This is a genomic window from Neisseria sp. P0020.S005 (genome assembly GCF_051957055.1).
In the GTDB taxonomy this organism is placed as follows: Bacteria; Pseudomonadota; Gammaproteobacteria; order Burkholderiales; family Neisseriaceae; genus Neisseria; species Neisseria subflava_A.
This window is the reverse complement of sequence record NZ_JBQCWV010000006.1, coordinates 44,996-70,082: the sequence shown is the minus strand read 5'-3', so window position 1 is coordinate 70,082 and position 25,087 is coordinate 44,996. Positions and strand designations below refer to the sequence as shown.

General features: G+C 49.8%; 22 protein-coding genes. 9 read left to right on the top strand and 13 right to left on the bottom strand.

Annotated features, from left to right (window positions below):
• Window positions 1-71: 71 nt before the first annotated feature.
• Both ACTHTU_RS06400 and ACTHTU_RS06395 read left to right on the top strand, forming a co-directional pair.
• On the top strand, window positions 72-1,163 hold the full coding sequence (locus ACTHTU_RS06400) for an acyl-CoA dehydrogenase family protein (RefSeq protein WP_440362106.1): 1,092 nt from the start codon (window positions 72-74) through the stop codon (window positions 1,161-1,163).
• A gap of 84 nt (window positions 1,164-1,247) precedes the next feature.
• Window positions 1,248-1,418 (top strand): rubredoxin, encoded by a 171-nt coding sequence (locus ACTHTU_RS06395; RefSeq protein ID WP_003680460.1) that lies wholly within the window; start codon window positions 1,248-1,250, stop codon window positions 1,416-1,418.
• A 47-nt stretch (window positions 1,419-1,465) separates the two neighbouring features.
• Here ACTHTU_RS06395 and dapC read toward each other — a convergent pair whose 3' ends face one another.
• From dapC to ACTHTU_RS06375, 4 genes are all read right to left on the bottom strand, one after another.
• Window positions 1,466-2,656, bottom strand: a complete 1,191-nt coding sequence (dapC, locus tag ACTHTU_RS06390) for a succinyldiaminopimelate transaminase (protein WP_440362105.1) — start codon at window positions 2,654-2,656, stop codon at window positions 1,466-1,468.
• Window positions 2,657-2,777: 121 nt separating this feature from the next.
• Window positions 2,778-3,950: an NAD(P)H-dependent flavin oxidoreductase gene (locus ACTHTU_RS06385; RefSeq protein ID WP_440362104.1), complete on the bottom strand. Its 1,173-nt coding sequence runs from the start codon at window positions 3,948-3,950 to the stop codon at window positions 2,778-2,780.
• A gap of 340 nt (window positions 3,951-4,290) precedes the next feature.
• Entirely contained in the window at window positions 4,291-4,971 is a 681-nt protein-coding gene (locus ACTHTU_RS06380) for an OmpA family protein (protein ID WP_004520099.1), read from the bottom strand.
• A 218-nt stretch (window positions 4,972-5,189) separates the two neighbouring features.
• Window positions 5,190-6,065 (bottom strand): YoaK family protein, encoded by an 876-nt coding sequence (locus ACTHTU_RS06375; RefSeq protein WP_440362103.1) that lies wholly within the window; start codon window positions 6,063-6,065, stop codon window positions 5,190-5,192.
• A 161-nt stretch (window positions 6,066-6,226) separates the two neighbouring features.
• Here ACTHTU_RS06375 and ACTHTU_RS06370 point away from each other — a divergent pair, with 161 nt between their 5' ends.
• The 3 genes from ACTHTU_RS06370 (at window position 6,227) to ileS (ending at window position 10,597) form a co-directional block, all read left to right on the top strand.
• On the top strand, window positions 6,227-6,616 hold the full coding sequence (locus ACTHTU_RS06370) for a hypothetical protein (protein ID WP_049331430.1): 390 nt from the start codon (window positions 6,227-6,229) through the stop codon (window positions 6,614-6,616).
• Window positions 6,617-6,739: 123 nt separating this feature from the next.
• On the top strand, window positions 6,740-7,666 hold the full coding sequence (ribF, locus tag ACTHTU_RS06365) for a bifunctional riboflavin kinase/FAD synthetase (protein ID WP_440362102.1): 927 nt from the start codon (window positions 6,740-6,742) through the stop codon (window positions 7,664-7,666).
• 138 nt (window positions 7,667-7,804) lie between these two features.
• A complete protein-coding gene (gene ileS / locus ACTHTU_RS06360) occupies window positions 7,805-10,597 on the top strand; it encodes an isoleucine--tRNA ligase (protein ID WP_440362101.1) in 2,793 nt (930 codons plus the stop codon).
• Window positions 10,598-10,969: 372 nt separating this feature from the next.
• Here ileS and ACTHTU_RS06355 read toward each other — a convergent pair whose 3' ends face one another.
• The 3 genes from ACTHTU_RS06355 to ACTHTU_RS06345 all read right to left on the bottom strand — a co-directional run bounded on the left by ACTHTU_RS06355 (window position 10,970) and on the right by ACTHTU_RS06345 (window position 12,019).
• Complete coding sequence (locus ACTHTU_RS06355; protein ID WP_063075394.1) at window positions 10,970-11,377, bottom strand: MliC family protein; 408 nt, start codon at window positions 11,375-11,377, stop codon at window positions 10,970-10,972.
• A gap of 241 nt (window positions 11,378-11,618) precedes the next feature.
• The gene (ykgO, locus tag ACTHTU_RS06350; RefSeq protein ID WP_003685279.1) at window positions 11,619-11,744 is read right to left on the bottom strand and encodes a type B 50S ribosomal protein L36; all 126 of its coding nucleotides are present in this window, start codon (window positions 11,742-11,744) and stop codon (window positions 11,619-11,621) included.
• Window positions 11,744-12,019 carry a type B 50S ribosomal protein L31 gene (locus ACTHTU_RS06345; protein WP_049328620.1) on the bottom strand — a complete coding sequence of 92 codons (276 nt, stop codon included), beginning with the start codon at window positions 12,017-12,019 and terminating at the stop codon, window positions 11,744-11,746. The genes ykgO and ACTHTU_RS06345 overlap by 1 nt, the downstream gene beginning before the upstream one ends.
• Before the next feature lie 174 nt (window positions 12,020-12,193).
• Here ACTHTU_RS06345 and ACTHTU_RS06340 point away from each other — a divergent pair, with 174 nt between their 5' ends.
• Entirely contained in the window at window positions 12,194-13,690 is a 1,497-nt protein-coding gene (locus ACTHTU_RS06340) for a TrkH family potassium uptake protein (RefSeq protein ID WP_440362100.1), read from the top strand.
• Window positions 13,691-13,742: 52 nt separating this feature from the next.
• Here ACTHTU_RS06340 and galU read toward each other — a convergent pair whose 3' ends face one another.
• The 4 genes from galU to ampD form a co-directional block, all read right to left on the bottom strand.
• Window positions 13,743-14,606: a UTP--glucose-1-phosphate uridylyltransferase GalU gene (galU, locus tag ACTHTU_RS06335; protein ID WP_440362099.1), complete on the bottom strand. Its 864-nt coding sequence runs from the start codon at window positions 14,604-14,606 to the stop codon at window positions 13,743-13,745.
• 127 nt (window positions 14,607-14,733) lie between these two features.
• A complete protein-coding gene (gene ligA / locus ACTHTU_RS06330; protein ID WP_440362098.1) occupies window positions 14,734-17,202 on the bottom strand; it encodes an NAD-dependent DNA ligase LigA in 2,469 nt (822 codons plus the stop codon).
• A 140-nt stretch (window positions 17,203-17,342) separates the two neighbouring features.
• Window positions 17,343-18,611 (bottom strand): cell division protein ZipA C-terminal FtsZ-binding domain-containing protein, encoded by a 1,269-nt coding sequence (locus tag ACTHTU_RS06325; RefSeq protein ID WP_440362097.1) that lies wholly within the window; start codon window positions 18,609-18,611, stop codon window positions 17,343-17,345.
• A gap of 177 nt (window positions 18,612-18,788) precedes the next feature.
• The gene (gene ampD, locus ACTHTU_RS06320; protein ID WP_440362142.1) at window positions 18,789-19,355 is read right to left on the bottom strand and encodes a 1,6-anhydro-N-acetylmuramyl-L-alanine amidase AmpD; all 567 of its coding nucleotides are present in this window, start codon (window positions 19,353-19,355) and stop codon (window positions 18,789-18,791) included.
• 115 nt (window positions 19,356-19,470) lie between these two features.
• On the opposite strand from ampD, the gene mltG reads away from it, so the two are divergent.
• From mltG to ACTHTU_RS06305, 3 genes are all read left to right on the top strand, one after another.
• The gene (mltG, locus tag ACTHTU_RS06315; protein WP_293192752.1) at window positions 19,471-20,466 is read left to right on the top strand and encodes an endolytic transglycosylase MltG; all 996 of its coding nucleotides are present in this window, start codon (window positions 19,471-19,473) and stop codon (window positions 20,464-20,466) included.
• Window positions 20,467-20,533: 67 nt separating this feature from the next.
• Complete coding sequence (gene tmk, locus ACTHTU_RS06310; protein ID WP_107867517.1) at window positions 20,534-21,160, top strand: dTMP kinase; 627 nt, start codon at window positions 20,534-20,536, stop codon at window positions 21,158-21,160.
• Window positions 21,161-21,423: 263 nt separating this feature from the next.
• Window positions 21,424-22,704 carry a malic enzyme-like NAD(P)-binding protein gene (locus tag ACTHTU_RS06305; RefSeq protein WP_440362096.1) on the top strand — a complete coding sequence of 427 codons (1,281 nt, stop codon included), beginning with the start codon at window positions 21,424-21,426 and terminating at the stop codon, window positions 22,702-22,704.
• Window positions 22,705-23,004: 300 nt separating this feature from the next.
• Here the strand turns inward: ACTHTU_RS06305 and ACTHTU_RS06300 are convergent, their stop codons facing one another.
• Both ACTHTU_RS06300 and ACTHTU_RS06295 read right to left on the bottom strand, forming a co-directional pair.
• The gene (locus ACTHTU_RS06300) at window positions 23,005-24,348 is read right to left on the bottom strand and encodes an aldehyde dehydrogenase family protein (RefSeq protein WP_440362095.1); all 1,344 of its coding nucleotides are present in this window, start codon (window positions 24,346-24,348) and stop codon (window positions 23,005-23,007) included.
• A gap of 79 nt (window positions 24,349-24,427) precedes the next feature.
• Window positions 24,428-25,087: a MarC family protein gene (locus tag ACTHTU_RS06295; RefSeq protein ID WP_049328611.1), complete on the bottom strand. Its 660-nt coding sequence runs from the start codon at window positions 25,085-25,087 to the stop codon at window positions 24,428-24,430.

Below are 25,087 nucleotides of genomic sequence, written 5' to 3'. Positions count from 1 at the left end.
ATATCCTTGTTGTCAAGAATAATTCATGAGTAGAACCATCTACGCTTCAAACCTTATTCAGAGGAAAAATCATGACACGCGAAGCTTTACTGAACAATGTTGCCGCACTCGTTAAAAGCAAGCTGAAACCATTGGTGGACGACATCGACCGCAAAGGCCTGTATCCGAAAGAATTTATGCTGGAATTGGGCAAAATCGGCGGCTTTGCCGCGACCGGTACGGTTGAAGAGGGCGGTAACGGTTTGGGTTTGGCAACGCAAATCGCCGTATTGCGCGAAATCGGTAAAGAATGCGGCGCCACTTCGTTCAGCGCATGGTGTCAGGCGGCTTGCGCGTGGTATCTGCACCAATCGCCCAACCAAGCGGTTAAAGACAAATATTTTGCCGATATTCTGCAGGGCAAAGTCTTGGCCGGTACGGGTATGTCCAATACCGTCAAACACCTTGCCGGTATCGAAAAACATAATCTGCAAGCCGAACGTGTCGAAGGCGGCTACAAAATCAACGGCGCTTTGCCTTGGGTATCCAATATCGGCGAAGACCATATTTGGGCGAATACCGCCCAAATCGGCGATAGCTATGTGATGTTTATCACCGGCGGTCAATGGGAAGGCGTGACCTTGCAAGATTGCCCTGAGTTCTGCGGTTTGGAAGGCACGCGCACTTACAGCCTGAATTTTAAAGATGTGTTTATTCCCGATGAAGATGTGATTGCTACGCCTGAGCAGTTCCAGTCTTATATCCTGACCATTAAAGCCGGTTTCATCTTGCTGCAAATAGGTATCGGCGCCGGTGTGATTGACGGTGCGCTCGGCATTATCCGCATGGCCAATGTAGTGAACGCGGAAGTGAACGCTTACCTCGACCATAGCTACGATGATTTGAAAGCTGCGTTGGATAGCGCATGGGCGGAAACCGAACGCCTTGCCGATGATGCGTGGAACAACAAACCTGACACGCTGGCAACCTTGAAACTGCGTGAAGCGGCGGCCGTATTGGCATTGAACGCCACTCAATCTGCCGCATTGCATGCAGGCGCGAAAGGTTATCTGATGCGCAGCCCGGCACAACGCCGCGTCCGCGAGGCCATGTTCGTCGCCATCGTAACACCGGCCATCAAACACCTGCGTAAAGAAATCGCCGCTTTGGAAGCAGCGCAATAAATCCAAAATATTAACAATAAAACACACGAAAGGCTGTCTGAAAATACGGTTTCAGACGGCCTTTTAAAATAGAAGGAACACAAAATGGCTCAATATATGTGCGGCCCTTGCGGCTGGATTTACGACGAAGACCTCGGCGATCCCGAGCACGGCCTGCCTGCCGGAACTAAGTTTGAAGATATTCCCGATGACTGGAAATGCCCTGAGTGCGGCGTAGGCAAAGAAGATTTTTATCTGTTGGATTTCGTGATATAACTGGGTTGATTTAAAAAGGCCGTCTGAAATTTCAGACGGCCTTTGTTTTATCGGCGGTATAAAGCAACCATGGTTTCAGCCGCTTTGACGCAGCTTTCCACATCGGCAACCAGAGCGATGCGGACGTAGCCTTCGCCCGGATTGCCTTGTTCGGTATCGCGGGCGAGGAATCGGCCGGGCAATACTTGGATAGCGGCTTTCTGCCACAGGTTGCGCGTAAATGCCAAGTCGTCGCCATCGGGAACTTTCAGCCAAATGTAGAACGACGCGTCAGGCAGTTTGACATCGAATGCCTGTTGCAAAATAGGGATGACGCGGTCGAATTTTTCTTGGTAGAGGCGGCGGTTGTCAATGACGTGTTCTTCATCGTTCCAAGCGGCAATGCTGGCGCGTTGGACGGGAATGCTCATCGCGCTGCCGTGGTAGGTGCGGTAGAGCAGGAAGTTTTTGAGTAACTCGGCATCGCCTGCGACAAAGCCGGAACGCAAACCGGGGACATTGGAGCGTTTGGACAGGCTGGTGAACATAATAATGTTGCGTGTGCCGCGTCCTAATTGCGCCGCAGCCTGCAGGCCGCCGATCGGCTTGTTGCCGTCAAAATAGATTTCGGAATAGCATTCGTCAGAGGCAATAACGAAACCGTATTTGTCTTGCAAATCAAAAATTTCTTTCCAGTCTTCTAATTGCAGGACGCTGCCGCTCGGGTTGTTTGGCGAGCAGACGATCAGGACTTTGGTGCGCCGCCATACGTCTTCGGGCAGGCTGCTCCAATCGGGGTTGAAGCTGGGCGCAGGACAGTTGGCAAAATGGATTTCTCCGCCGCCCAAAATAGTCGCGCCTTCGTAAATTTGATAGAACGGATTGGGGCTGATAACGACCGGTTTGGAGCCGTCTGAAGCCGGATTTAAAACGGTTTGGATAAAAGAAAACAACGCTTCCCGGCTGCCCAATACCGGCAGGATTTCATTGTCGGGATTGAGGCTCAAACCATCATAACGGCGGGCAACCCATTCGGCGCAGGCTTGGCGCAGTTCGGGTAGGCCTGCGGTCAGCGGATATTTTTCCAGTTCGTGCAGGGAGGCGGTCAGCGCGTCGGTGATGACTTTGGGCGTCGGGTGTTTTGGCTCGCCGATTTGCAGATGAATGGGCGTAATGCCTTCGGGTGCATCAATGCCTTGCATGGCTTCACGCAGGCGGGCGAAAGGATAGGGTTTGAGATGGTTCAATAATGGGTTCATGATATTTCTGCCGATAAATTCAGGCAATAATCTTAGCATTTTTTAGATGGATTGGGACAAAAAGGCCGTCTGAAAACAGGGTTTAAATGTTTTTCAGACGGCCTTTTGAATATTGATGCGTTTATTTGGCAGGGACGACGGGCAGGGAACCGTTCAAGAGATAATGAATGGTTTCTTGAACCGTACGGATGGCGTTGCCAAACGGCAGCGGGTCTTTGCCGCGGAAAAACAGGCCTTTATCGACTTCACCGCGGAATGCGGCGGAAAGTTGGATGTCGATACAGAATTGACCGGCTTTGGCCAAACCGTCGCGCAAACCGCAGCTGGTCAGGCAGTTCAGGCCTTGTGTGCAACGGCGCGGATCGTTTTTGGCATTGGCTTGCAATTTGGCCTCGCGTTTGATGTAGTTGTCGAGGAATTTGGTGCGCACGCCGCGTGCAGGCAAACCGGCAACAGACATGAATTCAACCACTTTTTCGGTTTCCGCACCGGCCAGCGTTTTCTTGAAGTTGATGTGGGCATCGCCTTCTTCGGTCACGGCAAACGCGGTACCGATTTGAACGGCGGACGCGCCCCAGTTTTTCAAGGCTGTTTTGACTTTTTCAAAGTTTGCCATGCCGCCGGCGAGTACCAACGGGATTTTTTCGCTTTCCAAACCCAAGTTTTTGAATACTTCAAATGTTTCTTCAATAACGCGTTTGAACTCGAATTTGGCATCGTTCACGCCGTCAACGGTCGCCGCACCCAAGTGGCCGGCCGCATGGGCAGGGTGTTCGATAACGATGGCATCGGGCAAGATGCCTTTTTTCATCCAACGTTTCAAAACGATGTTGATACCGCGTGATTCGGACAGGATAGGGAAAAGGGCGACATCTTTGTGGTAACCCTCGGTCATTTCCGGCAAGTCCAAAGGCAAGCCTGCACCCATCACAATCGCGTCTGCACCGGATTCGCAGGCCTGGCGGACGTAGGCGGCATGGTCTTTGACGGCTTTCATGACGTTGACGGCAATCATGCCTTTGCCTTCTGAATCGGCTTTGGCTTTTTTGATTTCACGGTCAAGCGCGATGCAGTTGAGGCGGGTGTATTTTTCTTCGCTGGAATCGATTTTTGATTCGGCCAGCAAATCTTCGTGCAAGTGGCGTAAATCGACGCTGGCGATGGTACCTACGCCGTTTTCGCGTGCAACCGCGCTGGAGAGTTTTGATGCGGAAACGCCTACACCCATACCGCCTTGAACGACGGGAATCAGTGATTTGCCACGGATAGTCAATGGGTCAAAGTTGTTTTGCATGGATGCTCCTTCATAGATTCTGGATGGTGCCGTCTGAAATCCTATGAAATGGATTGGATAACAGGCTGATGTGTATATAAATAAGTGTGTTTTTCGCCGCCGTTTTTCAGACGGCATGGGGCGTGTTTTTAAAATTTTAGGAATTATACTCTAAGTTAGTGTAAAAATTAGAGTATTAATACAGTTTTTTTAAAGAAAAAATTGAAAAGTCTTGTTAATAAAGGAATAAATTTTATGATGGATTGGATTGAGGAGGAGAAATTGCAAACAAAATCTATAAAGAAAAAGGCCGTCTGAAATTTCAGACGGCCTTAAGTATGGGAATCAGACAGATGTCGGATTACATTTGTTTTTTAGCGGCATCGATAGCGCGTTGGTCAGGGTTGATCAAGATTTCAACGCGGCGGTTTTGTGCGCGGCCTTCAACAGTAGCATTGGAGGCGATGGGTTGACGGGAGCCGTAACCGAAAGTGCTCAAACGGGTGCTGCTTACGCCACGGGATTGCAGGAAGGTGGCAACAGATTCGGCACGGTTGCGAGACAATGGTTCGTTGATGGCGTCGTTACCGGTGTTGTCGGTGTGGCCGTTGATGGTCAAAGTCGTGTCAGGATATTGAACCAAAGTTTGCGCAGCGGCAGACAAGGCGCTTTGAGCATGGCCGCTCAGGGCAGCGCTGCCGGTAGCGAAGGTTACGTTTTCAGGCATAACCAGTTTGATTTGGTTGCCTTGACGTTCAACTTCGATGTTGGTGTTGGCCAGGCTTTGACGCAGTTTTTTCTCTTGGTAGTCCATGTAACCGCCGATACCGGCACCTACTGCACCACAAGCCAATGCGGAGTTACGCGCGCCTTTACCGCCATGGGTCAGCGCACCCACGATGCCGCAAACAGCCGCACCGCCCAAGCCGTACATAGCGGTTTTGCTGGCGGATTGTTGGCCGGTAACAGGATCAGTTACACAGCCGGTGAGCGCCAAAGGAATTGCAGTGGCAATAACGGTCAGGGGTTTCAAGAATTTCATGTCGTATCCTCTTTTTAGATGACGGTCCGGGCCGTCTGAAAAAAATCAATAAAAACCGCGTGGGTCATTACGGATTTATGATACCCAATATCCGAAACGTAAAAGAATGGGTTTAACCCGATATTACGAAAATATTTGCCAGTTAACATAATTCTGAAGCATTTCTGCATTTCTCCGACAGTTTGGTCATTTTGCCGCGAAATAACAAGCAAAGTTTTTTACAGTTTCTTCCGTTTTTTATGCTTGCGGCGATACCAGTTGACGAATGCCCATTTCAATCTGACCTTGACATCGTATCCCACTGAACCTGCACCCAGTATGAGTAAAACGGCGGAAACGGGCAGGGCGAAATGATGGCCGACCAGATGATAACCCCATGCGCCAACCACGCCACCCAGCAAAAACGACAGCATCAAGCCGCTTAAAAGCCACATTTTCGGTTTGTTGACGCGGACGTGCGGCAGGCGCGGATGATGTTGTTTGGAGTAATAAAGCGCGCGTGAAATTTCAATGCCCAAGTCGGTCGCCGTACCGGTCATGTGGGTGGAGCGGATGGCGCCGCCGGAAAGAAGCGTGATAACCGTATTGTGCATGCCCATAATAAAACACAATAAAAACAATGCCAAAGACGGCATAATAAAATCAGAGCCACCAAAATCCCATTCCATCGCGGCAATACCGAACAAGCCGAAGATCAACAGATAAACTGCTTCCAGCCACATGGAAAACCCAAAGCTGCCACGGAAACGCATTTGCTGCGTCCACAAAATCACCCAGCCCGAATGCGCGGCTCCGGCAACAAAACACAACACGCTGATTGTGGCAATAATGGCCACACTCCACTCTTGAAGATACAAAACATCTGCCAACAGCGACATTGAGCCGGTAACGTGGGAGGTATAACGTGAGAATGCGAAGTAACCCCCGGCATTAATCGCACCGGCAAGAAAGGCCATGATGTAGCCCAGCCGTCTGAAACGGGCATCGGAAATATTGTGTTCGTGCAGATACGGGCGGTCTGCCTGCCAAAACGGCGGCGTGTGTTGCCTATGGTGGCGCGGTCGGTAAGAGTGGGGCCGTTTGTCGTCGTTCATTGATTGAGGGTAGGAGCGAGCATTTATATTGGGTGTATTTTATATGCAACTGCCTGCTGCCAAGAACAAATAATATGAAAGTGTCCCCAAGTTGCCACACTTGCCCATTACAAGATGAGGGCGTACATTAATAGCTATACATGACTATAAGGAAACATCCGATGAATCCTATCCGCCTGACTTTATTGATTGGTGCTGCCGCATTACTTGCCGCCTGCGCCACCACGCCTGAGCAAAAAGCCGCACGCGCCCAAGCGCAGAAACGCTATGAGCAGGATCTTCAAGTACATCTTGCTGCCCAATGCGATCAGGAGACTGCCGCGCTGATCCGCCGCAAATTTGACGAAGAAGGCAAACCCGGTGCCGCAACTGCGGAACAAAAAGCCTTCCGCCTCAAATATATCGACAAAGTTTCCGATCCGATGTTCCAAGCCTGCTACAAAATGGCATGGCAAAACTATATTTCTCAAGAACAGCTGCGCGAAGCCCGTTACTATCGTTATTACGACGATTGGGGCTATCCGTTTGGCCGTTATCCTTGGTGGTGGTAAGGTATTAACAAACTTTAGGGCCGTCTGAAAGCATATATTTATTGGTTTCAGACGGCCTAAGGTTTATTGAAACGGCAATAACGTTTACAATAGCCGCCTATTCAAACACAATACCCACCACCCATGAACATCTGGCTTGGACAGCGACACGCGCCCAAATTTCCGCAAGGAGCCGCCGTAACCATCGGCAACTTCGATGGCGTACACCTCGGGCACAAACACATTCTACAAAAACTCAAACGAGAGGCAGACCAGCGCGGTCTGCCTGTTGTCGTTGTTGTTTTTGAGCCTCAGCCCAAAGAATTTTTTGCGCGCAAAGCCGGGAAAAAGCTGCCTTACCGCATCAGCCCGCTGCGTACCAAATTGCGCCTTTTGCGTGAAACCGGCTGCGTGGATGCCGTTTGGGTCTTGCGTTTTAACCAAGCTTTCTCCGATATGAGCGCACAAGCGTTTATCGACCAACTTTTGCGCCAAACGCTCAACACGCGTTATTTGTTGATTGGCGACGATTTCCGTTTCGGTGCTGGCCGTGAAGGCTGTTTTGAACTCTTGGCTCAACAGCCCGATATGCAAACCGAGCGCACGCCGTCCGTTATCGTTGAAGACATCCGTACCAGCAGTACCACCGTCCGCCAAGCCCTTTCAGACGGTAAGTTGGAATACGCCAAAAGACTGTTGGGCCATGATTACGTGTTGAGCGGAAAGGTCAAACACGGGCAAAAACTCGGCCGCACCATTAACGCGCCTACCGCCAATGTCCAGCTTCCCCCATATCATTATGCGCTAAGCGGCGTATTTGTCGTTGAAGCTGACGGCGCATTCGGTACGCGCCGAGGCGTGGCCAGTTTTGGTTTTAACCCCACTGTCAGCAACAATCGTTCGCAAAAGCTGGAAGTCCATCTGTTCGATTTTAACGGCGATTTGTATGGACAACGCATCTTCGTCCGTTTCCTGCACAAACTGCGTGACGAGAAAAAATTTGAGAGTATCGAGGCATTGAAAACCCAAATTTTGCAAGATATGGAAGATGCGAGGGTTTGGGAAGCATAGAAACGCTTCTAGAAGCTTATAAAATCAAGATAATTGGGCTACAATAAGTCCTTTGAATTTTTTCAGACGGCCTGTTCTTTTCAAAATGAGCAATCAGGCCGTCTGAAACCGAAATACCGCAACAATAGAGATCAAAAAATGACCGATTACAGTAAAACCGTAAACCTGCTCGAGAGCCCGTTTCCAATGCGCGGCAATCTTGCCAAGCGCGAGCCTGCATGGCTGAAAAGCTGGTACGAGCAAAAACGCTACCAAAAACTGCGCGAAATCGCCAAAGGCCGTCCGAAATTCATTCTGCACGACGGTCCTCCGTATGCCAACGGCGACATCCACATCGGTCATGCCGTCAATAAAATTCTCAAAGACATCATTATCCGCAGCAAAACCCAAGCCGGTTTTGACGCGCCTTATGTACCGGGTTGGGACTGCCACGGTTTGCCTATCGAAGTGATGGTAGAAAAGCTGCACGGCAAAGACATGCCTAAAGCCCGTTTCCGCGAATTGTGCCGCGAATACGCCGCCGAACAGATTGCCCGCCAGAAAAAAGACTTTATCCGTCTGGGCGTGTTGGGCGACTGGGACAATCCTTACTTGACCATGGATTTCAAAACCGAAGCCGATACCGTGCGTATGCTCGGCGAAATCTACAAATCCGGCTATCTCTACCGCGGCGCGAAACCGGTTCAATTCTGCTTGGACTGCGGCTCTTCATTGGCCGAAGCCGAAGTGGAATATAAAGACAAAGTATCGCCTGCGATTGATGTGGGCTATCCGTTTAAAGATACTGCTGCGCTTGCCGCCGCATTCGGTTTGTCCGGCATCGAAGGCAAAGCGTTTGCCGTCATCTGGACGACCACGCCTTGGACTTTGCCTGCGAGCCAAGCTGTTTCAGCTGGTGCAGACGTGGTGTATCAACTGATTGATACGCCTAAAGGCAAATTGGTGTTGGCCAAGGATTTGGCAGAAGATGCGCTCAAACGTTACGGCTTTGCTTCAGACGACCTGAATGTATTGGCAGAAACAACCGGCGACAAGCTGGAAAACCTGCACATGAATCATCCGTTCCTCGAACGCGATATTCCCATGCTCAACGGCGACCATGTGACCACCGATGCCGGTACTGGTTTGGTGCATACTGCGCCTGCGCATGGTCTGGAAGACTACGCCGTCTGCAATAAATACGGCATCGAGCTTTACAACCCTGTTAACGCCGAAGGCAAATACATCAGCGAAACACCTCGTGTCGCTGGTATGCGCGTTTGGGAAGCCAATCCCGTCATCCTGCAATGGCTGGAAGAAACCGGCAACCTCTTGGCAAGCAGCAAAATTGAACACAGCTACGCACACTGCTGGCGTCACAAAACGCCGTTGATTTACCGTGCGACCGGCCAATGGTTTGTCGGTATGGACAAAGCCGGTGCCGACGGTAAAACCTTACGCGACAAAGCCATCAAGGCCGTTGATGACACCGAATTCTTCCCATCATGGGGTCGTGCGCGTTTGGAAGCCATGATTGAAGGCCGTCCTGACTGGGTGGTTTCACGCCAACGTTACTGGGGCACGCCGATGACTTTCTTCGTCCACAAAGAAACGGGCGAGCTACACCCGAACTCTGCCGAGTTGCTGGAAAAAGTTGCCCAAAAAATCGAAGAAAAAGGTATCGAAGCATGGTTTTCTCTTGATAAGAGCGAACTCTTGAGTGCGGAAGATTGCGAAAATTACGACAAACTTTCCGATACCATGGACGTATGGTTCGACTCAGGCTCGACCCATTATTCCGTCTTGAAACAACGCGAAGAATTGGAATGGCCGGCTGACTTGTACCTCGAAGGCAGCGACCAACACCGCGGCTGGTTCCAATCGTCTATGTTGACCGGTTGCGCCTCATCAATGGGTCGCGCGCCATACAAACAGCTGCTGACCCACGGTTTTGTGGTTGACCAAAATGGCCGCAAGATGTCGAAATCCATCGGCAATGTCGTTGCACCACAAGAAGTTTACAACGAATTCGGCGCGGACATCCTGCGTCTGTGGGCGGCATCCACCGATTACAGCGGCGAATTGGCGATTTCCAAAGAAATTCTTAAGCGCGTAACTGAAAGCTATCGTCGTATCCGCAATACCTTGAGCTTCCTGTTTGCCAACCTCAGCGACTTCAATCCTATTGAAGATACCGTGCAACAGGCAGACATGGTGGAAATCGACCGCTATGCCGTGGTATTGGCACGTCAGCTGCAAGAGCGTCTGGCAGGCGACTTCTATCCTCGCTACGCCTTCCACTTTGCTGTAAAAGACATTGTTTCTTTCTGCTCGGAAGACTTGGGCGCGTTCTACCTCGATATCCTGAAAGACCGCCTCTACACCACCAAAGCAGACAGCCATGCTCGCCGCAGCGCGCAAACTGCCCTGTATCACATCACACGCAGTTTGGTTCTGTTGATTGCTCCGATTTTGTGCTTTACCGGAGAGGAAGCATGGGACATCATCGGTGGTGGAGAAGAAGACAGCGTCCTCTTCCACACATGGCATGAGTTCCCGTCTATCAATGAAAAAGCCGAAGCCGAATTGGTGAAAAAATGGACGGCAATCCGAGAAGCCCGCGAAGCAGTAACCGCCGCCATCGAGCCTCTGCGTACGGATAAAACCGTCGGTTCTTCATTGCAAGCCGAAACCGAAATTACGGCTCCGGAAGAAATTGCCGACTATCTGAACACTTTGGGCGAAGAATTACGCTTTGCTTTGCTGGTGTCTAAAGCAGAAGTGAAAGTAGGTAATGAACTTACTGTAACCGCCAAAGCCAGCGATGGTGAAAAATGCGAACGTTGCTGGCACTACACCCACGATGTGGGCGCAGTTGCAGGCCATGAAACCATCTGTAAACGTTGTGCCGACAACGTTGATGGTAAAGGCGAAGACAGACATTACGCTTAATTGTTTGGTCTAAGATAAAGGCCGTCTGAAAACTTTGGTAATAGGTTTCAGACGGCCTTTGTTTATTGAATCTGTTTCGTATAACGGATAGATTTTGAAGGGTAATTGGGATTTGTAGTTTTGATAAATAGAGATAGTCAGTATAGGTATAGTGGATTTGACGTATATTGAGAAATATATTCTCGTAGAAAGCACTTTTCAAAGGGCCTTACTATCTGTGGGGTATGGATGTATTTTGAACCTTCAAATAGCCTCATATTTACATTTTCTCATTGAACGGAAACTATATTTCTCTTTCGTTTTATCCAATATAAAAGGCCGTCTGAAACAAGTTTTCAGACGGCCTTTAGCTATTCTATTGCTTAGTAGAAATTAACGTGCAGAGCAAGAAGTTTCTACTTTGTTGCCGTATGGGTCAGTGAAGCCGAAGAATGCTTCGCTGCCTTTTTGATGCCATTCAGCGCCTTTGCCGAACAGGCCTTGGTTGGCAACATAGCGTTCGCCTGAACCTGCAACGGCAGAAGACAGGGTGGCAACTTTGTCATCCAGACGCAGTTCGACTTGGTTGGTGCTCAGGTTGCGGACTTGTACAGACAGGCCGTTTTCGCAGCTGAATGATTGAACACGGCCATGGCTGTGCATGTCATGATGTTGGTGGCCATGTTCGTGTGCATGATTGTGCTCATGACGTTGACCATGGTCATGGCGATGGGCTTCAGGTGCGGCGCAGGCAGCGAGGCTCATGGCGGCGGCAATTGCAAGCAGGGCTTTTACTTTCATTTTTGACTCCTATGGTCAGTGTTGAAGGAAGAATGTAGCGGCATGTTATAAATATCTTTATGGCTTCACAATAGGGATAACCATTATTTACTTTTTCTTCCTGTTTTTGGGAGTATGGCAGGATTCTTTGTAGTTTTGATATGAATGATTAATGCTGTTTGAAAAAAAGCCGCACTTGCGCTAGAGGTAAACGAAAGTGCGGAAAATTCAGAGAGTTACATTGAAAGAAGGATAGGGCAGCTTAACGCTGGCGTGCTTTAAAACGGGGATTGCTCTTGCAAATGACGTACACTTTGCCTTTTCGGCGGACAATTTGGCAGTCGCGGTGTCGTTTTTTTGCAGTTTTTAGGGATGAGAGGACTTGCATCATTTATCCTTTCTGAAGGAAGACATCATGGATTGGTAACGTTGGTTGAACTTACTGGCGCGGCCTTCGATATTGACGTTGCGTTGTTTGCCTGTGTATACGGGGTGGGACGCGGAAGAGGTATCAAGAGAGAAGAGGGGATACTCTACTCCGTCTTTCCAAACCATGGTTTTTCCGTGGGTATTGGCACATGAACGGATGAGCCATCCTTGGTCTGCACCGCTGTCGTAAAACAGGACGGTACGATAGTTGTCTGGGTGGATATCGGGTTTCATTTCTTTCTCCAGTGAGTGTTATAGTATAACATTATACTCTTAGAAAAAGAGCAGGCAAGTGTTTTTTGGTTTTTCTTTATCACGGGGTTGCGGCATTTTGATAAAATATGCGGTTTCAGACGGCCTTTTTTTTCATGAGGCCGTCTGAATATTTTGTTTTCTGATGATAGGGATATGATGTATTTGTATAAGGGTTTCAGATTGGGTGGTGCGGTAAGCAAGGTGATGCCGATTGTCCATGTATTGTCCAAGCTGGGGCTGTTGTTTTCACTGCTGTTGGCCGTGCCGACACTGATGTCGTATTTTTATCACGACAGCGCGTTTCTCGTGTTTGCCTATACGGCTTTGACGGTATTGCTGGTGTCGTGCGTTACTTGGGTACTGACTTTGCGTTTCAACCGTGAATTGCGGCCGCGTGATGGATTTACCCTGGTATTGATGCTATGGCTGGCTTTTGCCGTCGTGGCGGCGATGCCGATTTATTTCTATATGCCGTCCATGAGTTTCACCGATGCGTTTTTTGAAGCGATGTCGGGGCTGACGACAACGGGGGCAACAGTGATTTCCGGCTTGGATACGCTGGATCCGTCGGTCAATTTTTGGCGGCACATGCTCAACTGGCTTGGCGGTATGGGTATTATCGTGCTGGCTGTGGCGATTTTGCCGATGTTGGGCGTGGGGGGGACACAGCTCTTCAAAGCGGAAATTCCGGGTATGGATAAGGAAAGCAAGATGGCTCCCCGTATTTCGCAAGTGGCCAAACGGCTTTGGTTTGCCTATGCGCTGACAACTGCTGCGGCTTTTGTATCCTTGCATATTGCTGGTATGGGCTGGTTTGATGCCTTGTGTCATGCGATGTCGGCTGTGGCCTTGGGCGGTTTTTCGACACATGATGACAGCGTTGCATATTTCAATTCTGTAGCAGTCGAATGGACGTTGATGTTTTTTACTGTCTGGGGCGGTATCAATTTCGCCAGCCACTTTACTGCGTTGGGCAACCGCTCTTTGCAGGTGTATTGGAAAGATGAGGAATGCCGTTCCATGTTGCTGGTTTTGTCGGGCAGTATTTTGATTTCGGCATTGTATTTATGGCAGCAGGATGTTTATCAAAGCCTTGGCGAAGCTTTACGCTTTGTCAGCTTCAACTTTGTGTCCATCGGATTGGCCAGCGGTTTCTCCAATGCTGACTTTGCCCAATGGCCGCTGATTGTGTCGTTGTGGATGTTTTTCCTGTCGAACGTATTGGCAAGTTCAGGCTCTATGGGGGGCGGTATTAAAAACGTGCGTGCGTTGGTATTGTTCAAATTCAGCTTGCGCGAAATGCTGATTTTGTTGCACCCACGCGCGGTTCGTACGGTAAAGGTCAACAACCGTTCTATTCCGGATCGCATGGCGCTGACTGTCATGTCGTTCATCTTTATTTATTTTATGACGGTCATTGTATTCAGCTTTTTACTGATGGCGGCAGGCTTGGACTTTTTATCCGCCTTTACGGCAGTCATTGCCTGTATTACTAATGCAGGTCCGGGTTTGGGCGCAGTTGGTCCGTCGCATAATTACGCTGCGCTGAGTGATGTACAGAAGTGGCTGTGTACGGCGGTGATGTTGTTGGGACGTTTGGAAATTTTTACCGTTCTGATTTTGCTGACTCCGGCATATTGGAAGAAATAAGTGTGAGAAAAGGCCGTCTGAAATTTAAGACGGCCTTTTATAATGGCTGGGCTTAAGCGTATTGTTTGAGCAATTCTTTGAGTTGCTCGCCAGTTTCAGGGTGTTTCAAACCATAAGCCACGGTTGCTTCAAGGTAACCCAATTTGCTGCCACAGTCGTAGCGTTTACCTTCAAATGCATGAGCCAAGACAAACTCATGATCAAGCAGGCGGGCGATACCGTCTGTCAGTTGAATTTCGCCGCCGGCACCTCGGGGCAGGTTGGTCAACAAGTCAAAAATACGCGGAGTCAGGATATAGCGGCCGACAACAGCAAGGTTGGAAGGCGCTTCTTCCGGTTTGGGTTTTTCAACGATGTTGATAATACGCTGATAGCTTTTTAGCTTTTCAACTTCAACGATACCATAAGAGCCTGTTTGAGAAGGATCAACGGTTTCAACGCCTAAAATGCTGTTACCGCTTTGGTTGTACACATCAACCATCTGTTTCAACGCGCCTTTAGGCGTGTCAATCAAATCGTCTGCCAAAATAACGGCAAAAGGCTCGTTACCAACGGCAGCCTGCGCGCACAATACGGCATGACCCAAACCCAATGCTTCAGTTTGACGGATGTACATGCAGGTAATGTTGGGAGGCAGGATATCGCGAACGTGCTCCAACAGCTTGTCTTTTTGACGCAATTCCAATTCGGTTTCCAACTCGTATGCTTTGTCGAAGTGGTCTTCGATACTGCGTTTGTTACGGCCGGTGATGAACACCATTTCAGTACAGCCGGCTTCAACCGCTTCTTCAACTGCATATTGAATCAGAGGTTTGTCCACGATAGGCAGCATTTCTTTGGGGCTGGCTTTGGTTGCAGGCAAGAAACGGGTGCCCATACCGGCAACGGGGAAGACGCATTTTTTAATGGGTTTCATATTATTATCCTATTTTAACTGTGGGTTTATACCCCAAAAAGTGTAAAGATGTAGTCGTATGTAATGATAATACCACATGATAAAGTATCAGGCGGTTTGAAAAGGAGAATTGGTCATGGATACTGTCTTATCCCAGCAACGACAGTAATTCTTCTTCGCTCAATACGGCCACGCCTAAAGCTTGGGCTTTTTCCAATTTACTGCCTGCGGCTTCTCCGGCGACAACGTAGTCGGTTTTTTTGGATACGCTGCCGGAAACTTTACCGCCTGCAGCCTCAATCATGGCTTGGGCTTGGTCGCGTTTGAGTGTGGGTAAAGTCCCTGTTAATACAAAGGTTTTACCTGCTATGGCCTCGTTAATGCCGTCTGAAATAGTTTCATCTTGAAGAGTAGACAGCGTTTGAGCAAAGAAAGTTTTCATATTTTCAAGCAGGGCTGCGTTTTGCGGTTTACTGCGCCATATTTGCCAATCGGCAGGCAACGTCTTGTCGGTTTGCAAACCTTCTATGCTTTGACCGGCAAGCTCCCACAAGGCCAGTGCTTTAGTTTCGCTGATTTTAAAATCGGGCAGGCGGGCAATCCAGCGTTGCGGCTCGGCATGGCGCAACGGCGGGATAGTGACAGCCTGGCTTTGCGGGGCAACACCTACAGCCAGTAGCTCGTCGATCATCGCCTGTTGCGCTTCTTGGGCAAAAAAGTGGGCGATGGAGTGGGCAACCACCGTGCCGATATCTGGCAGGCAAGCGAGGATGGGTTCGGGGGCATAGCGGACGTGTTCCAGTGTGCCGAATGCCTGCGCCAGCGTTTTGGCGGTGCGTTCGCCGACGTGACGGATACCGAGGGCAAAAAGGAAGCGGGCAAGTTCAGGCGTTTTGCTGGCTTCTATGCCTGCAAGGATGTTTTCCGCCCATTTAGTTGGCTGTTTTTTACTGGTTTTGCTAAGCGGGGCATTGCCGGTCTCGCTTTCAAAGTCTTCAATCTCACTGTTTGATGGTTCTTCCTCATTAGTCGATGCTTTATCCGCTGTTTCCTTCATTTTTTGCAGGGTTGGAATATCGAGGCGGTAGAGGTCGGCGAAATGACGAACTAAATCTTGTGCTACAAGCTGCTCGATTTGTTTTTGACCGAGTCCGTCGATGTCCATGGCTTTGCGTGAGGCAAAGTGTATTAAACCTTGCGCGCGTTGTGCTTGGCAAAGCATACCGCCGCTGCATCGGGCAACCGCTTCGCCTTCTTCACGTTCGATTTCGCTGCGGCAGATAGGGCAATGGGTGGGCAGGTGGTAGGGTTTGTGAAGCGGTTCGGCTCGGGTTTCAGAAGGTGTTTCGGCGAATAAATCATCTTGCAGGCCGTCTGAAACAGCAATGTTGGTCTCCTGCATTGGGCGGCGTTCAAAAATCACGCGCACTACCTCGGGAATCACGTCTCCGGCGCGGCGCACGACAACTGTATCGCCAACGCGTACGTCTTTGCGCGATACTTCGTCCTGATTGTGCAGTGTGGCGTTGGTAACGGTAACGCCGCCGACGAATACAGGTTGCAGGCGGGCGACGGGGGTTACTGCGCCGGTGCGCCCGATTTGTACATCAATGGCTTCGACAATGGTCAATGCTTCTTCGGCAGGGAATTTGTGGGCAATGGCCCAGCGCGGTGCGCGTGAGATGAAGCCGAGTTCGCGCTGTTGCGTCAAGCTGTTGACTTTGACCACCATGCCGTCGATTTCGTAGGGTAATGTAGGGCGTTTTTGCTGCATTTGCTCGTAAAACGCTAATACTTCGTCGATATTTTGGAAACAGCCGAAATTACCGTCAGGCAGGCTGAAGCCGAGTTCTTTACAGTAGCTCAGCTCTTGCAGGTGTTCTTCTGCGATAAAACCGCCTTGTTGTCGGGCGATGGAATAGGGGAAGAAATGCAGTTTGCGCTGTGCCGTAATGCGCGAGTCGAGTTGGCGTAAACTACCGGCGGCGGCATTGCGCGGATTGGCGAAAGGTTTTTGTCCGTTTTCAGCCTGTCGTGCGTTTAAGGCGGCAAAATCGGCTTTAAGCATCAGTACTTCGCCGCGTATCTCGATAAGCTCGGGAATGTTTTCTCCATGCAGGCGCAGGGGGATGTTGGATACGGTTTTGACGTTTTGGGTAACGTCTTCGCCTGTTGTGCCGTCGCCACGGGTTGCTGCTTGAGTCAATACGCCGTCGCGGTACAGCAGGCTGATGGCCAGACCGTCAAATTTAGGTTCGATAACGTATTCTGGTTTTTCTCCGTTTAATCCGCCACGAACGCGTTCATCAAAAGCGTACATTTCGGCATGGTCAAACACGCCGTTTTCGTCTTGTGGCGAAAAGGCGTTGGTCAGTGACAGCATAGGCACTTCATGACGCACTTCATCAAAGCCTGCCAAAGGTTCGCCACCGACACGTTGGGTCGGGCTGTCGGGCAGTTTGAACTCGGGGTAGTTTCGCTCCAATGCCTCGAGCTTGCGGAACAATTTGTCGTATTCGGCGTCGGGTACGCTGGGCGCGTCTAGGGTGTAGTATTCGTAGGCGTAGCGGTTGAGGAGGTCGGTCAGGTATTTGATACGTTGTGCGGTCGGATTCATGTGCAATCGAAATAGAGTTTTCAGACGGCCTGAGGATAGAGAGGCCGTCTGAAAATCGATGAATATTGAAGATGAAGGGATTTTACCTGAAAAAAAGCGGATATGCCGTCATTGCATATCCGCTTTTTGATTGGGGAATTTTAAGAGAACAGGCGCAGGGCTTGTTTGCTGCCGGGTTTGATGCCGACTTTAAGCATTTCTTCCTGACGGGCCAAAACGTAGTTGCGTACGTCTTTAAGCCATTGGGTGGAAACTTCTTCCATTTGGTCGTTAACCAAATCCAAGCTGAGTTGGCCGGAGAGTTTGACTGCCAAGTCCATAAATTTGTCGAAAGTTTTTTCGCCGGCAGGAACATGCGGAATATCCAAAAGCATGCTGAAACCGCGGTAGGCTTGGTTGTCCAACAGAGGGTTGGTAAACGGTTTGTTATCCAAAGTATGGATGGAGAACAATTTAGGGTTGTTGTTGTCGCCGAAGTGAAACGCGCCGTCTTCGCCCAGTTTGAAGCCTGTATCTTCCACGGCAGCACGCAGTTCTACGCCGCTGATATTGGAATGGGAAACCAAGTGAATGGCGATGGTTTGGTCAACACGCGCACAGAATTGGTCGAGGGCTTGCGCGACTTCGGTGAACGCGTCCAAGTCGGTATGCAAAACTTTGCCGTCCATCAGTTGGGCAAAAGCATCAACCTGTTGGTCGAAGTGTTGCAGCTCTTCACGCGCTGCCAAACCGTTGCGGCTGACAGCTTGCAGACCCATGACGAAGCCTTGGTAGTAAACGCCCGGAATTGGCTCGGCAACGCGGAAATGATCGTCCATGGTGCAACCGATGATTTGGAAGCGGTGTGTGCTGGAAAGGCGCGGCAAGGCGTGCAATTCTTGGGCTTGTTTCAGGGAGATGTAGGCCATGTAGTCGAAGCGCGGGTCAAACCAAGGCAGCTCGACTTGAGACAATTCGTCCAAGCTGATCAATGGTACTTGTGCCACAGGTTCGGAGGCGGTTTCAACCGAGGCTGAAGCGGCTTCGGCAGGGCTGACGGTAATTTCGTTGTTTAAGCCGATAACGGTGTGTTGGACTTTTTCTTCTGCGGAAAAGTCGTCTTCCATGGTCAGCTCGACATCCGTTTTAAGTTGGGCAGGGTGAGCCAGTTTGGCTTTTGCCGCGTAGATTTCATCTTGCTCTTGCAGGTTGCGCAATGCCTCTTCGGTTTTTTTGTTTTTCTTGATAAACAAACCTTGGCCGCCGGTTTCTTTGCTGTCGCGGACGTGTTTGGTTTTGCTGGTCAAAAGTGCATCCTTATCGGAATGGCCGAATTGTTCGCGCACTTGTTTGCGGTATTGGTTTTCCTGGTACATGTTGTAACCGATGACCGCCAAAAGGGCGGCGAGGGCTAAGACGATGAAAATCATGGAGTAATCACTTTTTAAAAAGGCAGCATTCCGTCTTTTTCAGGGTGCGGAATCTTGCTGCGTGGGAAGTTCGTTGGAGCCGGACTTTATGCGTCCGAATGAATAGCTGAATTATAACGAAAATAAACGGTTGTGACAGCATTATGTCTGCCAATCATTGTTCAGGCCGTCTGAAAGTTATCCGCGCCGGATGGGGAAACCTGCTTTTTGAAGGCGAGGCCAATCAAAGAAATGTCCGGGATCGGTTTTCCTGTCCGGCGCGATGTCCTGATGACCGGTAACGGCCTGAATCGGATAATGCCCGGAAATAGCGGTCAGCAAGGCTTGCAGGCTGGTGTATTGTGCTTCGGTAAAAGGCTCGAAATCGCAGCCTTCCAATTCGATACCGATGGAAAAGGCATTGCATTTTTCTCTGCCTTGAAACGATGATACGCCTGCATGATAGGCCATGTCGTCGCAGGAAACGAATTGGACGGTTTCGCCCTTACGGCTGATGAAAAAATGGCTGGAGACGCGCAAGGTGTGGATGATGCTGAAAAAAGGATGCTCGTCAGGATTGATTTGGTTGGTAAACAATTTTTCCACCGCACCCGTGTTGTACTCAAAAGGAGGGAGGGAAATATTATGTAGGACAACCAATGAGATGTTTTCATCCAGTTCGCGCGGGCTGAAATTGGGCGAATGAGTTTGGCGTGCATTCAGCCAACGGCCGTTTTGCCAAATGTTTTTGGAAGGGGAATTCATGGTTTCAGACGGCCTTTCGGGATAGGAAAACATACGTTGGGGAAGGTGGCAGGCGTGGTGCGCTTGTTTTCGGTTATACTGTCGCCCGACACGTTCACAAACCAAGAATCCTACCATGCTGAAAAAATTGTTGAAATGGCTGGCCGTATTTTTGACGGCATTTGCCGCCGTGGTTGCCGCATTGTTGTTTGTTCCGAAAGACAACGGCAAACCATACCGTATTACCATTACCAAAAACCAAGGTATCTCTTCCGTCAGCCGCAAACTGGCTCAAGATGGCATCGTTTATAACCGTTATGTGCTGGTAGCCGCCGCGTATGTGATGGGCGTACACAACCAACTCAATGCCGGCTCTTACCGCCTGTCTTCCAAAGTATCGGCTTGGGACATTTTAAAACGCATTAAAAAAGGCCGCCCTGACTCGGTCAGCGTGCAAATTTTGGAAGGCGCGCGTTTTGCCCAAATGCGCCGTATTATCGACAACACTGCCGACATTGCCCACGATACGCGCGGTTGGAGCGATGAAAAACTGATGGCCGAAGTAGCACCCGACGCCTTGAGCAGCAATCCCGAAGGACAGTTTTTCCCGGATAGTTACGAAATTGATGCCGGCGGCAGCGATCTTCAAATTTACAAAATCGCCTACCGTAAAATGCGGGAAAACCTGCAAGAAGCATGGGACGACCGTCAAAGCGGCCTACCTTATAAAAATCCGTATGAAATGCTGATTATGGCGAGTCTGATTGAAAAAGAAACCGCGCACGAAGACGATCGCGCCCATGTGGCCGCCGTATTCGTCAACCGCCTGAATATCGGCATGCGCCTGCAAACCGACCCGACCGTCATCTATGGTATGGGCGATGCGTATAAAGGCAGAATCCGCAAAGCCGACCTGCAACGCGATACGCCTTACAATACCTACACACGCAGCGGTCTGACACCGACGCCGATTGCGCTTCCCGGTAAGGCCGCGCTTGAGGCGGCGGGTCATCCGTCTGATGAAAAATATCTGTATTTCGTCTCAAAAATGGATGGTACGGGTTTGAGCGAGTTCAGCCACAATCTTTCTGAACACAACGCCGCTGTACGCAAATATATTTTGAAGAAATAAACCGAATAGGCCGTCTGAAACATTTATAATCCCTGTTTCAGACGGCCTTTAAATTGACGATATCAATATGAAACCCAGATTTATTACCCTTGACGGCATAGACGGCGCAGGCAAATCCACCAATCTTGCCGTAATGAAAGCATGGTTTGAGAAACACCAACTGCCCGTATTGTTTACGCGTGAACCGGGAGGTACTCCGGCCGGAGAAGCATTGCGTGAAATCCTGCTCAACCCAGCCACCCAAGTCAGCCTGCGTACAGAAACCCTGCTGATGTTTGCAGCCAGACAGCAACACTTGGAAACAGTCATTTTACCTGCCCTGAAAAACGGCACGCATGTCGTTTCAGACCGCTTTACCGATGCAACGTTTGCCTATCAAGGAGGCGGACGAGGCGTTCCCTTGCAAGATATTGCCACGCTTGAGCATTGGGTACAGGGCGATTTCCGCCCAGATTTAACCTTGCTGTTGGATGTGCCTTTAGAAGTGTCAATGGTACGCATCAACCAAACGCGTGAGAAAGACCGCTTTGAACAAGAAGAAGCCGAGTTTTTCAATCGGGTGCGCGAAGTATATCTGCAACGTGCTAACGAACAGCCGGAACGCTATGCCGTCATCGACAGCAGCCAAAGTCTGGACGCGGTAAAAAATCAGATTGAAACCGCGCTAGACAGTTATTTTGGATTGAATGTTTAAGTTTAAATAAAATGCCGTCTGAAAGAAGGGTAATGTGGCGAAGAAATATTATTACAGAAGTTTTTAGACATAAAACCAAATAAAACGAAATATCAAAACAAATGTAATAAATATCGGTATGCGCCACCAAAAGAACATGATAAAATTACGGCCTGTTACAAAGCCGGTCTGTTAACAACCCGACTTTAGAAATTTTAAACGTCTGAAGCAGCCTGTTTCAGACTTGTTCGCTGTAAAATCTCTCTCGCAAACAGGATTGATAAATGGAAAATTCATTAAAAGAAGCCGCTCTGCAGTTCCACGAATTCCCCGTGCCGGGCAAAATCTCCGTTACCCCAACCAAATCTCTGGCTACTTCTAAAGACTTGGCGTTGGCGTACTCTCCGGGCGTAGCTGCTCCTTGTATGGAAATCCATGCCGATCCGCAAAATGCCTACAAATACACTGCCAAAGGCAATTTGGTTGCCGTGATTTCCAACGGTACAGCAGTGTTGGGTTTGGGCAACATCGGCGCATTGGCCGGTAAACCTGTAATGGAAGGCAAAGGCGTATTGTTCAAAAAATTCGCCGGCGTTGACGTATTCGATATCGAAATCGATGAAAAAGACCCGCAAAAATTGGTAGACATCATTGCTTCTTTGGAACCGACTTTCGGCGGTATCAACCTCGAAGACATCAAAGCGCCTGAGTGCTTCTACATCGAACGCGAATTGCGCAAACGTTGCAAAATCCCCGTATTCCACGACGACCAACACGGTACTGCCATCATTACCGCTGCCGCTGTACTGAACGCTTTGCGTTATACCGGCCGCAAAATTGAAGAAGCGACTTTGGTGTGCTCCGGCGCAGGTGCCGCAGCGATTGCCTGCTTGAACCAACTGCTCGCCGTCGGACTGAAACGTGAAAACGTGACCGTCTGCGACTCCAAAGGCGTGATTTACAAAACCCGCGAAGACAAAGACTCGATGGACGAATCCAAACAATTCTACGCCATCGAAGACAACGGCCAACGCGTATTGGCTGATGCCGTAAAAGGTAAAGACATCTTCTTGGGTCTGTCCGGTGCAAACCTGCTGACTCCTGAAATGCTGAACACCATGAACGAAAAACCAATCGTGTTCGCTATGGCAAACCCAAATCCGGAAATTCTGCCTCCTTTGGCAAAAGAAACCCGTCCGGATGTGGTCATTGGTACCGGCCGCTCAGACTTCCCGAACCAAGTAAACAACGTATTGTGCTTCCCGTTCATCTTCCGTGGCGCATTGGATGTCGGCGCAACCACCATCAATGAAGAAATGAAACGCGCTTGCGTATATGCTTTGGCTGACTTGGCAATGGAAGAAGTTCCTGAAGAAGTGATTGCTGCTTACGGTAAGAAATTTGAATTCGGTGCGGAATACCTGATTCCTACCCCATTCGACTCCCGCCTGTTGCCGCGCGTTGCTTCTGCTACCGCTAAAGCAGCTATGGAAAGCGGCGTGGCTACCCGTCCAATCGCTGATTTGGATGCGTATGCTGCTAAACTGGCCGGTTTGAAATTGTAATCCGGTAAGTAGTATTTGATTGAAAATGCCGTCTGAAAGTTGTATTTCAGACGGCATTTTTGTTTGTCGCGTATTTTATAGAGAGTTTAATGAAACGGCTGGAATGATGAACATGGTAAGCTGCCGATTCAAAATAGGCGTGGAAATATAAATTGCTTTCTAAAATAGGTTGCTTATTTTTGAGCCGCTTTGATTTTGCAGAATTGGTATGGGTTTTAAATACAACATTTTTGCCAGTCTTTAAAAAACATCAGGCCGTCTGAAATTGGGTTTTCAGACGGCCTGAGTTAATGAAACGGTTTATTTTTGCCAATAGGTTTTGATGTTGACGAATTCGTACAGTCCGAATTCGGATAGCTCCCGTCCGTAGCCTGAAGCTTTGACGCCGCCAAAGGGGAGGCGCAGGTCGCTGCTGGTGTGGCGGTTGATAAAGACAGAGCCTGCTTGGATTTTTTCGGCGTATTGCCATGCGTTTGCCGTGTCGGCTGTGTAGATACAGGCGCCGAGGCCGAAAGGTGTGTCATTGGCAAGTGCGACGGCATGATCCGGATTGTTGGCGCGTAAAATCATGGCAACTGGGCCGAAGACTTCTTCGTGCCAAACGCGGCAGTTCGGGTTGATTTGATCCAATACCGTGGCAGGGTAAAACCAGCTTTCTCCCTCAGGGATATAACCGCCGCTCAAGCACTGCGCGCCATGTGCAACCGCATCTTGAACCTGCTCGTGTACGGTTTGACGCAGGTCTTCGCGGTGAAGCGGGGCAAGGGTAGTGTTCGGATCTTTGGGATTGCCGGTTTGCAGTTTGGCGCATTCGGCAAGGAAGAGCGGGATAAATTGTTCGGCAATATCTTGGGTAACAACGATGCGTTTAGCGGCATTGCAGGATTGCCCGGCATCACGGAAACGAGAATAGCAGGCATCGATGGCTGCGCGTTGCAGATCGGCGTCGGGCAGGATGATTAACGGATTGCTGCCGCCCAGTTCAAGGACGTTTTTTTTCAGATGTCTGCCCGCATGGGCGGCCAGCAGGCGGCCCGTATGGGTCGAACCGGTAAACGCCATGGCATTGGTATCTTCAATGGCTTGAAGCGTGTCTTCATGACTTAACCATGCGCCGATAAGTGGTAAACCTTCGGGGATAAGGCTGAATAGGGTTTCGCTGACGCGGGCAACACTGGGCGCAGGTTTGACCGCACAGGCATTGCCGGCACAGAGGGCAGGGATGGCAAATCGTAAAATCTGCCAAACAGGGTAGTTCCACGGCATGACTGCCAAAACAACGCCCAAAGGCTCGAAGCGGACTTGGCTGAGGCTGGCTTGGGTGGCGATGGTTTTATGGGCAAGCAGTTCGGGGGCAAGGCGGACGTAGTAGCGGATAAGCTCGATGGATTTGCTGATTTCGGCACGGCATTCGTGCAGGCAGCGTCCGACTTCTTCGCAAACCATTTCAGCGAGGCGTTCTTGGTTTTGGGTAAGGCTGTTGGCAAATTGCTGTAAGAGGGCGGTGCGCTCGATAATGCTTGATTGTGCGAAGGTTTGCTGAAGGGTTTGGAGGCGGTTTAATTCGTCGGTGAACTCGGTATAGCTTTGCGCCGGTCTGCGGTAAATGGTTTCTCCGGTGAAAACGTGGGTGCTGTGAAACATGGTTGGCTCCTTTGTTTTTATGTTTTTATGAGGCCGTCTGAAAATGTTTCAGACGGCCTTTTATTGTGATGATTGTACTTCAAGCGACCAGTTGGGGGAAAATGGATTTTAAGCCGGCAACAATAATCTCTACGGAAATGGCGGCAAGCATCATGCCCATGATGCGGTTGAGGATAGTCAGCCCGGTAGTGCCCAGGCGTTTGCTGATGCGTCCGGCCACGACCAGAATGAAATAGCAAATCAGGCTGACCAAAAAGCCGGAGATGATAATCAGGGCAATATCGCTGTAATTTTTGGCGGCAGAGGAATAAATGATGACAGTGGAGATACCGCCGGGACCGATGGTAATCGGAATGGCAATGGGTACGACGGCAATCGCTTTTTCATTGCGGCGGACTTGTTGCGCACTTTGATGTTCTTCTGAATGGGGATCAATTTTGGGTTTGGCAGGATTATCGTTGCCGTTCATTAAGGAGATGGCAATCAGTAAAACCAGAATACCGCCGCCGACTTGGAAAGAGCCGACGCTGATGCCTAGTACTTTCAATAAGATACCGCCGCTCAGTGCAAAGACGATGATTACGATGAAAACAGCCAATGCGGCAGTACGCGCGATTCTGCGCTTTTCTTTGGTGCTGTGGTTTTGTGTCAGATCAAGATAAATTGAGAGTGCGCTGAAAGGATTAATCAGCACGAGAAATGCCACAAGCAGCTTGCCGATTTCTACACCCAGTTCCAT

Bases quoted from the DNA above. Each gene is read 5' to 3' on its own strand.
- ACTHTU_RS06400 (WP_440362106.1), top strand. From the start codon at position 72: ATGACACGCGAAGCTTTACTGAACAATGTTGCCGCACTCGTTAAAAGC.
- ACTHTU_RS06395 (WP_003680460.1), top strand. From the start codon at position 1,248: ATGGCTCAATATATGTGCGGCCCTTGCGGCTGGATTTACGACGAAGAC.
- dapC (WP_440362105.1), bottom strand. From the start codon at position 2,656: ATGAACCCATTATTGAACCATCTCAAACCCTATCCTTTCGCCCGCCTG.
- ACTHTU_RS06385 (WP_440362104.1), bottom strand. From the start codon at position 3,950: ATGCAAAACAACTTTGACCCATTGACTATCCGTGGCAAATCACTGATT.
- ACTHTU_RS06380 (WP_004520099.1), bottom strand. From the start codon at position 4,971: ATGAAATTCTTGAAACCCCTGACCGTTATTGCCACTGCAATTCCTTTG.
- ACTHTU_RS06375 (WP_440362103.1), bottom strand. From the start codon at position 6,065: ATGAACGACGACAAACGGCCCCACTCTTACCGACCGCGCCACCATAGG.
- ACTHTU_RS06370 (WP_049331430.1), top strand. From the start codon at position 6,227: ATGAATCCTATCCGCCTGACTTTATTGATTGGTGCTGCCGCATTACTT.
- ribF (WP_440362102.1), top strand. From the start codon at position 6,740: ATGAACATCTGGCTTGGACAGCGACACGCGCCCAAATTTCCGCAAGGA.
- ileS (WP_440362101.1), top strand. From the start codon at position 7,805: ATGACCGATTACAGTAAAACCGTAAACCTGCTCGAGAGCCCGTTTCCA.
- ACTHTU_RS06355 (WP_063075394.1), bottom strand. From the start codon at position 11,377: ATGAAAGTAAAAGCCCTGCTTGCAATTGCCGCCGCCATGAGCCTCGCT.
- ykgO (WP_003685279.1), bottom strand. From the start codon at position 11,744: ATGCAAGTCCTCTCATCCCTAAAAACTGCAAAAAAACGACACCGCGAC.
- ACTHTU_RS06345 (WP_049328620.1), bottom strand. From the start codon at position 12,019: ATGAAACCCGATATCCACCCAGACAACTATCGTACCGTCCTGTTTTAC.
- ACTHTU_RS06340 (WP_440362100.1), top strand. From the start codon at position 12,194: ATGATGTATTTGTATAAGGGTTTCAGATTGGGTGGTGCGGTAAGCAAG.
- galU (WP_440362099.1), bottom strand. From the start codon at position 14,606: ATGAAACCCATTAAAAAATGCGTCTTCCCCGTTGCCGGTATGGGCACC.
- ligA (WP_440362098.1), bottom strand. From the start codon at position 17,202: ATGAATCCGACCGCACAACGTATCAAATACCTGACCGACCTCCTCAAC.
- ACTHTU_RS06325 (WP_440362097.1), bottom strand. From the start codon at position 18,611: ATGATTTTCATCGTCTTAGCCCTCGCCGCCCTTTTGGCGGTCATCGGT.
- ampD (WP_440362142.1), bottom strand. From the start codon at position 19,355: ATGAATTCCCCTTCCAAAAACATTTGGCAAAACGGCCGTTGGCTGAAT.
- mltG (WP_293192752.1), top strand. From the start codon at position 19,471: ATGCTGAAAAAATTGTTGAAATGGCTGGCCGTATTTTTGACGGCATTT.
- tmk (WP_107867517.1), top strand. From the start codon at position 20,534: ATGAAACCCAGATTTATTACCCTTGACGGCATAGACGGCGCAGGCAAA.
- ACTHTU_RS06305 (WP_440362096.1), top strand. From the start codon at position 21,424: ATGGAAAATTCATTAAAAGAAGCCGCTCTGCAGTTCCACGAATTCCCC.
- ACTHTU_RS06300 (WP_440362095.1), bottom strand. From the start codon at position 24,348: ATGTTTCACAGCACCCACGTTTTCACCGGAGAAACCATTTACCGCAGA.
- ACTHTU_RS06295 (WP_049328611.1), bottom strand. From the start codon at position 25,087: ATGGAACTGGGTGTAGAAATCGGCAAGCTGCTTGTGGCATTTCTCGTG.